The 11,188-nt window shown below is 39.6% G+C and carries 6 protein-coding genes and 1 pseudogene; 5 read left to right on the top strand and 2 right to left on the bottom strand.

Annotated features, from left to right (window positions below):
• Together J2X77_RS21825 and J2X77_RS21820 are read right to left on the bottom strand one after the other, a co-directional pair.
• Positions 1-373, bottom strand: a pseudogene (locus J2X77_RS21825) (IS3 family transposase); the annotation flags it as partial.
• A 29-nt stretch (positions 374-402) separates the two neighbouring features.
• Positions 403-768, bottom strand: coding sequence for a hypothetical protein (locus J2X77_RS21820; RefSeq protein WP_310082506.1), 366 nt, complete (start codon positions 766-768; stop codon positions 403-405).
• 401 nt (positions 769-1,169) lie between these two features.
• On the opposite strand from J2X77_RS21820, the gene J2X77_RS21815 reads away from it, so the two are divergent.
• From J2X77_RS21815 to J2X77_RS21795, 5 genes are all read left to right on the top strand, one after another.
• Positions 1,170-1,511 carry a DUF4342 domain-containing protein gene (locus tag J2X77_RS21815; protein ID WP_293882223.1) on the top strand — a complete coding sequence of 114 codons (342 nt, stop codon included), beginning with the start codon at positions 1,170-1,172 and terminating at the stop codon, positions 1,509-1,511.
• A 19-nt stretch (positions 1,512-1,530) separates the two neighbouring features.
• On the top strand, positions 1,531-1,905 hold the full coding sequence (locus tag J2X77_RS21810; protein WP_209581623.1) for a MauE/DoxX family redox-associated membrane protein: 375 nt from the start codon (positions 1,531-1,533) through the stop codon (positions 1,903-1,905).
• A gap of 214 nt (positions 1,906-2,119) precedes the next feature.
• The gene (locus J2X77_RS21805; RefSeq protein WP_310082503.1) at positions 2,120-7,405 is read left to right on the top strand and encodes a translocation/assembly module TamB domain-containing protein; all 5,286 of its coding nucleotides are present in this window, start codon (positions 2,120-2,122) and stop codon (positions 7,403-7,405) included.
• Complete coding sequence (locus tag J2X77_RS21800) at positions 7,371-9,701, top strand: BamA/TamA family outer membrane protein (protein ID WP_209581620.1); 2,331 nt, start codon at positions 7,371-7,373, stop codon at positions 9,699-9,701. The genes J2X77_RS21805 and J2X77_RS21800 overlap by 35 nt, the downstream gene beginning before the upstream one ends.
• 373 nt (positions 9,702-10,074) lie before the next feature.
• Complete coding sequence (locus tag J2X77_RS21795; RefSeq protein WP_209581619.1) at positions 10,075-11,013, top strand: malate dehydrogenase; 939 nt, start codon at positions 10,075-10,077, stop codon at positions 11,011-11,013.
• The last annotated feature ends 175 nt before the right edge of the window (positions 11,014-11,188 follow it).

The following is an 11,188-nucleotide window of genomic DNA, read 5'->3' as shown; positions in this document are numbered from 1 at the left end:
TAATATCTGAAACCCATAATTCATTACTACGCGTAGGTGCTAACTCTTTGATTAGGTTAGGATATTTCAGATAGGAATGATTTGAATTCGTGGTTACTGGCGCACGCTTCTTTTTCCTGTCTATCAATAATCTATGTTTTTTGAGCACCTTGTATAACTTGTCTCTACCAATATTTATTCCATTACTTCGGAAAGGAGTATATAGACATTTATAAAGCTTGTGACCACCTAACCCAGGTAGTTCACGGCGAACAAGGCGAACCATGTCTACAGCCAGATTTTCCTGATCAGTATGGTCGTGAAGATGCCATATATGATCGTAATAAGCTTGTCGGCTTTTACCAAACAATTTACAAAGTGGACCGACTCCCATCCTTGTCACATGCTTTTCTTTGATTAGCTTTATTGTTTGGTACCACGCTTTTTTCGGATCGCAATTTTGTTCTCCTTTTCAGCATGGTCAATCATAAAGTTAAGACCGTAAATTAGCACATTGGCTTTTTCTAAAGCTTTCTCCAGATCCTTGATCCGTTTTTTTAGAGCGGTAACGTCTTTTGTTCCTGGCTTTTCCATAGGTACTAAAGTTACGGCTCCCTTTTCTAATTTGCGTTTATAATTGTTAATCCAATTGATTAAGATCGTCGTATTGGGGAGTCCGTACTTTTTTGCAGTTTGTTCTGCTGATAGATTTTTATAAAGCACCAGCTCTACTAATTTCTCTTTAAATTCTTCTTCGAATTCAAATCTTGATAAGGCTTGTTCATTCATGTTTCCTTTACGTTTTTAAACAAAACTGTAAAGCTATAGCCGTATAAGACCCCGTATAAGACCCGTAAAGAAAATTCGCCTTTTCTTCGGCGCTCGTTCGGTTCTTGTTCGGTACTTGTTCGGTACTCGTACGGTGCTTCTTCGGTTGTAACCGAAGAAATACCGTACGAGTACCGAAGTATATACGACAAATGATCGTGTGAAGACTGGAGGAGGTATCCAGGGTTTACTAAGGATATGCCCCCGTCAATTTCCCTTTTAGTATCGGAAATTTCATTTCAAGGATTTTCTAAAAAGCGCTTAATGAATAAGGTATGGTTGTTTCGCGAGAGAGTCTGGTGTAGTTTAAAATTGACTTCGAATGGAACAATACCGGAAAGTTTATCCTAATTCTGTAAAAAATGAATAACTTTATAATAGCGAACTTAAATTATACGATTATGGGATTTAAAGAAACATTTCAGATTAACGGTGAAAACCTTTTGCAGAAAATCAAAGAAATTATTGCTGAGGGCAACGTGAACAAAATTAGCATTTCGGACAAACATGGAAAGGAAATCATGAGCTTTCCAGTGACTGTTGGGGCCATAGGCTTGATCTTAGCGCCTGTTTTTGCAGCGATTGGAGCAGTGGCAGCATTACTTACAGAGTGTACCATTACTGTGGAACGCAATAGTCAAAAGGAAGACAATGACAACGAAGACAACAGTACGGATCCACCAACCACAATAACAGTAAACTAATCAACTCAGATTGCCTGCTATGAAAATCTTAAAAAATATACTTTGTATTCTATTTGCCTTGCTATTCATTAATGCGGGCCTGGATAAACTTTTTCATTATATGCCAGCTCCACCAATGGATATGGACATGAAAAAGGTATTTGAGGCTTTTAACGCTATAAAATGGCTAATGCCACTGATTGGAATTATCGAGCTCATTGGCGGTTTACTATTTATTTTTCCAAAGACAAGAACGTTGGGTGCATTGGTCATCTTCCCGATCCTCATTGGTATTTTTACTCATAACATGATTTTCTATAGTCAGCAGGGATTGATTATTTGGGCTGTACTTTTCATTATCTGGCTATGGGTAGTTTTTGAAAACTGGGGGAGATATAAAAAATTGCTTGAATAATTGCTTCAATGTTAGACAAACGAGCTCGTTCAGCATAGCCATATATTCCCATTAAATACCTATTTTTTGACAAATTGATAGGTATTTAATGTTTTTATTAACATAAAATTAAAAAACAAAAAACTTTATATGACTATACAGGTTTGGTCAATTATTTGATGTAACTTTTTCCCGTTTTAATTTTTATTAATAGATACTTAAATCAAATTACACGTTGAACAGATTTACCCGAGTTGCTTTCAAAACAATTTTGTGGATTATTGGAGTAATAATTGCGCTTGCTATTCTAATTGTATTTTTAATTCGAATACCATCGGTTCAGAATTATATTGCCGGAAAAGTAACTCAATATGTTGAAGGCAAGATTGGTACGCCCGTTAAAATCGGCTACATCAATATCGATTTTCCTAAGAAACTAGTTTTACAGGACATCTATTTAGCGGACCAAAGCAAGGACACATTGGTTGCTGGAAAATCGATAGCTGTGGATATCAATATGCTGAAACTGCTAAAAAATACGGTTGAAATCCAAAGTATAGAAGCAGAAGGTATCACCGCGAAAATTCGCCGTACATTACCTGACAGTTCGTTCAACTTTGATTATATTGTCAAAGCATTTGCATCGCAAAAAGAAAGCACTCCAACTGCCGACAGCAGTTCAGCACTCCTATTCAACCTCGATAAAGTAAAATTTGATAAATTTCATATTGTCTATGCCGATGATGTAATTGGGACCAGCGCTGACGTATATCTCAACAGCCTAAATACCAACATTAAGAAGTTTGATCTAACAAAAAATATGGCTTTCAATCTTCCAAAAGTGAAGATAGATGGTCTGAGTGCTACCATCAAACAATGGCGGCCGATGGTTGACGGCGCAGCGCCTTCTGTTGAGGACTTTGGCATTACGGATAAAACGGCTCAAACAACCACATTGCTTCCCGATGTTGGCATACAGATCGCGGACTTGACCAATATCTTAGTGCGTTATGAAGATCAGTCCAGCCTCTTGAACACCAAGTTTTATGTCGAAAATCTTCACGCAGACATTAACAAGATCGACCTCAACAAAGAAGTTGTGGATATTCAAACAATCAGCCTCGACGGTTCGGACAACAGTGTGCTCTTTGGAAAGGTCCTAAAAAAAGCAAACAGCATAGCTAAACCTACAGCAGATACGACCAAAGTAAACTGGATTGTATCGGCCAAAGATATTCAGATCAATAATACAAGTTTAGCTTACCGCGATGACAATCAGGCGCGGATGAAGGGTTTTGATTATTTTAACATTAAGATCCCGGGTATGAAAACCAGCTTAAGTGATCTTTACTACAGTGCCGATTCAATCAGTGGATCTTTGAAAGAACTGGTAGCCTCTGATCGTTCGGGTTTTGTGATCAAACAATTAAAGGGAGATTTTAAGTATACAAATACTGGTGCTGAAATCAAAAATCTGTATGCGGAAACTCCACGTACGCTCCTACGGGATTACGTAAAAGTCACCTATCCATCATTGGATATTGTTGCAAAAAAACCGGAACTCCTCTACGTCAATGCAAACATCAAAAAGAGTCATGTCGATATGCGCGACATTTACTATTTTGCCCCTTTTTTGGATACTATGCAGGTGATGAAACCCTTGATGGACAAAAAATTTACTATCAATGGACGTGTTGTGGGTAAGGTAAATGATCTGAATATTCCAGCAATTGATTTCCAAACCCTGTCCAATACACGTGTCATAGCGAGCCTACGGTTAAGGGGGCTCCCCGAAGTGGATAAAATGTCACTGGATCTTAATTTAAAGAAATTGACGACAGGCCGTTCGGATATCGAAAAACTAATTTCTAAAAATATACTTCCGAGCGGTATTGAGCTACCGAATACGATTGGCCTTACGGGGACTTTTAAAGGCGGTATGAATGCCTTTAACACCAATCTTTCGCTGGTAACAGAAAAGGGAACGGCCAAGTTTAATGGTAAAGTTGGTATGATCGGCCGCGATACAACCTATGATGCCTTTGTCAGTATTCGTGATTTCGACATTGGTAAGATCATGAAAATGGACAGTACCCTCGGCATTCTTTCTTTTGAAGGAAAGATTAAAGGCCATGGTACTGACCCCAAGAAGCTTGTAGCCAACTTCGATGGTAAAATAAACCGAATGGACGCCATGGGTTACCGGTATCAGAATATCGACATGAACCTGACCGCAGACAAAGGAGATATTAAAGCGGCTGTGGTTAGCCCTGATCCAAATATTCAATTGAAGTTAAATGCAACAGCGAATATGAAGTCTAAATATCCACAGGTGGATTTTGAACTTCAGGTAGATACCATTAATCTTAAAAATTTAAAGTTGATGGATGATGAGTTCAAATACCAGGGTAAACTCGTCGGAAAGTTTAGTTCAGCGGATGCAAATTTTTTAAACGGTGAAGCACATATTACCAATTCATCTATCTTTTACAGTGGTGCATATTATTCTTTAGACAGCATTTCGCTTATAGCAAAAGCCGATACCAGCCGTAATTTATTGCTTCTAAAATCAAACTTTTTAAATGCTCATCTAGTTGGTAAATATAAAATTCTGGAATTGCAGAATGCCATACAGGACATTCTGCAGGTATACTACCAACCAGGTAAAGCTGTTGAAGTACCAAAATATGACCCACAGAATATAGAGTTTTCGGCTCAGTTGACCAGAACGAAGTTTATAAAGGATTTTTTACCGGAACTAACAGCCATGTCGGACATCACCTTGGACGGTATGTTTAACAGTCAATCTAAAACGATTCTCGCCAAGTTGGATGCTCCCAAAATAATATATAATGGTACCGAAATCAATAACGTCACTTTTGACATCAATACGCTGGATAGTACACTGTATTACTCCGCATTGATCAATAAGATCAAGGTAAGTAATATTGAACTTGTCAATACGGTATTCAGTGGCAAAGTCATTCAAAACAACTTAGACTTTGGATTATGGATAAAAGACAAGAAAGAAAAAGAGCAGTATCATCTGGGTGCAAATATGCGTGTTGATAATGGGGCATTTGTTTTCAGTTTACTGCAGGATGGCCTTATGCTGAATTACGACAAATGGACAATAAATCCAAACAATGTGCTCAAATTTGGACGTACAGGGATTCAGGCCAATGAATTTATCTTAAGCAATAAGGGACAAGAGCTTAGTATATCTTCGCAGGATAGTGTACTCAATTCACCGATAAACATTGCGTTCAAGAATTTCCGGATTGAGACATTAAGTAAAATGCTCGAAAGCGAAACCGTAGATCTCGGGGGTGGAATTAATGGTCAGGCGACCATATCGCGCCTGGAGAGCAGCCCTGTATTTGTATCGGATCTTGTTATCAATAAATTTTATATTGGACAGGATACCGTTGGGAATGTCAATATTAAGGTTAATAATGAGAAAGAAAACACGTACAATGCCAATATTAGTATTAGCGAGAATGGCAACAATGTTGTCTTAAATGGTGATTTTGTGAATCCCCCCCAGGGAGAAGCAAGCTTAGATTTTACCTTAGATATTGCGCCGCTTTCGATGCAGACCGTGCAAGCATTTAGCCTCGGATATCTTAAAGATTCGAAAGGAAATCTTGAAGGCCAATTGAAAATAACAGGATCACCATCTAAACCGCTCATTAACGGCGATGTTAATTTTAAAGATGCACAATTTAATATTGCCATGCTGAATGCACTCTTTAAAGCAAAAAACGAAACAATTCATTTGGATGAAAGAGGCATTACTTTTCCCAAATTTGCATTAGAAGACAAAAAGGGAAATATTGCTAAGCTGACGGGATCCATAGCCACGACAACGTATACTGATTTTGATTTTAATCTCAATGTCAATACGGACAATTTTGAAGTGCTCAATTCAACACAAAGCGATAATGACATGTTCTATGGTAAAATGTATCTTACTTCGAATCTGCGCATTCGCGGAAATCTCGATAAACCTATCGTGGACGGTACAATCAAAGTGTTAGATGATACCGATTTTACCTTTGTCATGCCAAACGATGATCCAGGAATGGCCGATCGTAAAGGGGTTGTTGAATTTGTTGATAAGAGGGATACAACAAGAGCAAATGTTTTTGCCAAATTAGATTCCATGACTGTCACCCGTTTAACGGGGATCGATGTGGACCTCAACCTTCAAACAGATAAGGATGCTAAATTTAAGATTCTTCTGGATGCTGGTTCGCAGGATGCCCTGAACATCCAGGGTGAAGCCGAGCTGAACGCAGGTATCGATGCCAGTAGCAAAATAACTTTATCTGGGACGTTTACCGTTGACAAGGGAAGCTATTCATTTAGTTTTGGCCCTGTGAAGAAAGATTTTACGTTCCGAAAAGGAAGCACCATTACCTGGAATGGCGATCCATTGGATGCCCAGCTGAATATCACAGCAGCATATACGACGAAAGCACCGACTTTAGAGCTTGTTGCGACGCAACTCGGTTCAGAAAATGCCAATTTGTATAAGCAACGTATTCCGTTCAATGTCTTACTAAAGATTACAGACAAATTGTTCCAGCCGCAACTGAATTTTGATATTGACCTGGACGAAAACAACTCGGTTGTTTCGCAAGATGTAATCAGCAAGGTGAACAATGCATTGACTACGCTACGTGAAAATCCGTCTGAACTCAACAAGCAGGTCTTTTCACTTATTGTGTTGGGGCGCTTTATGTCGACCAATCCATTTGAGAGTCTTTCGGGTGGCGGTGGTACCGAAGCTATTGTGAGAAATAGTATCAGTTCCTTCCTGAGTGGTCAATTGAACCGCTTGGCTTCCGAACTTATTACAGGAGTAGAACTGGATTTTAATTTAACTTCAGAAGAGGATTATGCTACAGGAGCTGGACAAACCCGCACGGATCTGAATATAGGTGTATCGAAAATGCTCTTAAATGATCGTTTAAAAATTACTATTGGATCCAATTTTGAAGTGGAAGGAAACACGCGGCCTGGAGAGACTGCCAATAATATCGCCGGAGATATCCAATTGGATTATCAGCTTTCACAAGACGGCCGTTATTTTGCACGGGTATACCGAAAGAATCAATATCAGGTTACACTTCAGGGCCAATATGTAGAAACAGGTATTGGATTTATCATCAATATGGATTACAACAGATTTAAGGAAATCTGGATGAGTTCAAAAAAACTCAAAGAGTACTATGATACGAATAGCAAAAGTTTCAGAAAACGTTTCGATGTGGAGCGCATGGAAACCGACTCAATCTATCGTGATAGCGTGCGCACGGTCATCCGTGACAGTTTGATGCTACATAGTCCAGCATACAGAAAACGTATGGAGGAAAGAGAAGAAGAGAAACGTAAACAGCAACTGGACTCAAGCAAAAAATTACCAAAAAGCAATGGTCCAAAATCAAATTTAGATACCATCAGAACAACAGCAATAAAAAATGAAGATGAGGAAAGGAGTTATCATGCGGGTTAGATTAAAGTATAGTGTTGGAATAGTAACATTCGCTGCATTTATAGCCTCCTGCTCGTCAACCAAGAATCTGAAAGAAGGAGAAAGCTTATATGTGAAAGGGAATGTCATCGTCGAGTCGGACACCATTTCTAAGGAAAACAAAGAAAAGATATCAACCCGCCTCGAAGAGGCCCTAATGCCCAAACCGAATAAACGACTGGTGGGGATACCTTTCAAGCTATATTTTAATAATATGGCTGGAGATTCAGTCGGGAACAACATCATAAAAAAATTCTTCAAGAAGATTGGTGAAGAACCCGTGTTGTTGCGTGATGTCAATCGAGAGTATAATGAAAATCTATTGCGCAATCGTCTGGAAAATTTCGGTTTCTTCAATGCGGAGGTAAGATCCGATACGTTAGTAGAAAACAAAAAAGCAACGATTAATTATACCGCCAAGCCCAATCTCATTTATCGCATACAGTCCGTTAAATTTGATGTTGACAGCAACAGTCAGTTAGGGAAAGATATTCGTTCGAGTTCTGATCAAAGTCTTCTCCAGGTAGGAAAGAACTACAGTTTAGATGTTATCTTAAACGAACGTGACCGCATCGATAATGATCTTAAAAATAAAGGCTATTATTATTTCAGCCCGGATTACATCTTGGTTCAGGTAGACAGTTCGAACCGGAATAACAAGGTGGATATGTATGTTACGGTTAAAAAAGAGACACCGGCGCAGGCGAAAATCCCATCCAAGATCAATAAAATTTACATTTTTCCGAACTATACAGAAACAAGCTCTGGTTATCAGCGATCCACACGGAGTGCAGAACTGTACGATAGCAGCTATTATTTTATAGACCGTCAGCATCTTTACAGGAAGCCTGTTATTGCGAACCATATCTTCTTTCATCCGGGCGATATATACAACCGTAATGCCCACAATCAGACCATCAGTCATTTGGTAAACCTCAATAGCTGGAAATTTGTAAAGAACAATTTTGTCGACAGCAAAGAAGTACCCAACGCACTGGATGTCTACTATTACTTGACCCCATTACCCAAAAAGTCCCTTCGGGTGGAGCTTTTAGGAAAAATGGCTTCGGTATACAACGGTACTGAGGTGAATGTCAACTGGACTTTACGAAATGCATTTAAAGGTGCTGAGCAACTGAGCTTTAATGTATTCGGTGGTTATGAAACCCAGACGGGAGGATCGGCCGACCTTAATTCGAGTTATTACCGCTACGGTATAGAGGCGACCTTGACTTTTCCTCGCATATTGTCTCCCTTTGGAAGAGTTTCGCCCTCAAGGCGCTTTATTCCGAAGACTTATATCAAAGGCCGCTATGAGTTTTTAAATCGCCGCAAAGCTTATACGCTAAATTCGATTGCGTTGGATTACGGCTATATCTGGCAAGAGTCTGAAGAGAAACAGCATGATCTCGCTTTAATGGAGATTACTTATGTTCAGCCTAAAGGTATTTCGGAAAACTACCAAAAACAAATGGATACCATCCCTGCGTTGCGACATGCCATAGACCCTCAGTTTACCATTGGTCCAAACTACAACTTTACGTTTCAAAACACCATGAAGCAGCATTTGAAAAATACATTTTATTTCAAAGGCAACTTGGACCTGTCGGGAAACATACTTGGACTGATAAAAGGAGCAGATTTTAATAAAGGGAAAACGTTCAAATTGTTTGATGCTTATTTTTCACAATATATCAAGATCAGTGGCGATGGTCGACATTATTTAAAGTTATCGGAGAATTCACAACTTGCATCGCGGGTAAGTTTGGGTTTGAGTTATTCTTATGGCAACTCCCGCTCCCTTCCCTATTTAAAACAGTATTATGTGGGGGGGCCTAATAGTATCCGTGCTTTCGGTGCCCGCGCTATTGGTCCGGGAACAGTTGCTCCTGAAAAGCTAAGCAATGGACTTTTCTTTGCGGATCAAACCGGTGACATTAAATTGGAACTAAATACAGAATATAGAGCAAAATTAGCGGGGTTTGTGCATTGGGCAGCATTTATTGATGCGGGAAATGTCTGGTTGCAGCGAGAGGATGTGAACAAGCCGGGCGGCAAATTTAGTAAGGATTTTTTAAATGAATTAGCAGTTGGTGGTGGAGCGGGATTACGTTTCGACTTCACCTTCCTGATCGTCCGTACCGACATGTCCATACCATTCCGTATTCCCTATCTCCCAAAAGGTGAACGTTGGGTATTTAGCGATATTGACTTTGGAAGTTCTAAATGGCGTAAAGACAACTTGATGTTCAACTTAGCCATCGGTTATCCGTTCTAGGCGACCGATCTGGCTTACGCACTAGTAACAACAGGCTTGAATGACTTTCAAGCCTGTTGTTTTTTCGGGTCGTCTTACGTAGGTCATACACTTGGAACGATGTTATCGGGTATTCTTTGCTCAGGACGAATTCCTGGCATATTATTATGTCAAAAAACGAGTTATTCCCACGGCCGGCATTGGTTTACTGACAATAATTGATTAAATTCAAGCATTATTTTTTGATCCACATAAATGTTCAGGAAATATCCATGCAGCATTAAGAGACAAGCACTGATGAGGATAGGCTGGATATTCTATATGGCATAAAGCTGCCAAAGGCACCCTGGGCTTAGTCGGATAATTAGCGCATAAATAAACAAATAAAGTACATATGAAAGTAACTATTGTTGGTGCTGGAGCTGTAGGAGCTACTACAGCGGACAATTTAATCCGTCGGAATGTCGCAGAGGAGATTGTATTATTGGATATTAAAGAAGGTTTTGCAGAAGGCAAAGCACAAGATATGGCACAAACCGCAGCCTTATTGGGTTTTGAATCAAAAATCAAGGGGGTAACGAATGACTATCTTTCAACTGCAGGTTCTACTGTTGCTGTGATTACGTCGGGCATTCCACGTAAACCTGGAATGACACGTGAAGAATTAATCGGTACAAACGCGAATATTGTCAAGTCGGTTGTGGAGAACTTAGTGAAGCATTCTCCTGATATTATCATTGTCATCGTTTCCAATCCAATGGATACCATGACTTATTTGGCACTAAAGTCAAGTGGTTTACCAAAAAATAGGATCATCGGTATGGGTGGAACCTTGGATTCGGCCCGATTTAAATATCAATTAAGTGATAAACTGAATGCTTCGGCTGCGGATCTCAATGCGATAGTCATTGGTGGTCATGGCGATACGACGATGATTCCGCTTATTAAGCACTCCACGTGGAACAGTATTCCTGTGACGGATTTTCTTACAGTGGAAGAGCAGAATGAAATAATCCACAAAACCATGGTTGGAGGAGCTACATTAACCAGCCTAATCGGAACATCCGCATGGTATGCTCCTGGCGCGGCAACTGCTGCAGTAGTTGAAAGCATTGTCCGTGATCAAGGGAAATTATTTACTGCTTCCGTTTATTTGGAAGGTGAATTTGGCCAAGAAGATATTACGCTTGGCGTACCCGTTATCATCAATAAAAAAGGATGGGATCGGATCGTACCACTTCATCTGGATGAAGAGGACGAAGAAAAATTCCGCAAAAGTGCGGAAGCAGTCCGTAATATGAATAATGTATTAAAAGAAATAAAAGCCTTATAGGCGACAAAACAATAGGCTGTTGTACGCGAATAACAGCCTATTTCTTTCTGCCCCCTCTCCTTCAGGATCTATTTTATCTTTTCTGTATTGTCTTTGCTCCTTTTAGTAAACCTGCTTCCCCACCTGAAAACGTTGAAAAGCGGGAAAGTGCAGATACACCATGCAGCATCAAGCT

Source organism: Sphingobacterium sp. 2149 (assembly GCF_031455655.1).
In the GTDB taxonomy this organism is placed as follows: Bacteria; Bacteroidota; Bacteroidia; order Sphingobacteriales; family Sphingobacteriaceae; genus Sphingobacterium.
Note: the sequence above shows the minus strand (reverse complement) of the source record. Positions and strands in the feature narration are given on the sequence as shown.

Excerpts from the sequence above, each read along its gene's own strand:
- J2X77_RS21820 (WP_310082506.1), bottom strand. The coding sequence starts at position 768 with ATGAATGAACAAGCCTTATCAAGATTTGAATTCGAAGAAGAATTTAAA.
- J2X77_RS21815 (WP_293882223.1), top strand. The coding sequence starts at position 1,170 with ATGAATAACTTTATAATAGCGAACTTAAATTATACGATTATGGGATTT.
- J2X77_RS21810 (WP_209581623.1), top strand. The coding sequence starts at position 1,531 with ATGAAAATCTTAAAAAATATACTTTGTATTCTATTTGCCTTGCTATTC.
- J2X77_RS21800 (WP_209581620.1), top strand. The coding sequence starts at position 7,371 with ATGAAGATGAGGAAAGGAGTTATCATGCGGGTTAGATTAAAGTATAGT.
- J2X77_RS21795 (WP_209581619.1), top strand. The coding sequence starts at position 10,075 with ATGAAAGTAACTATTGTTGGTGCTGGAGCTGTAGGAGCTACTACAGCG.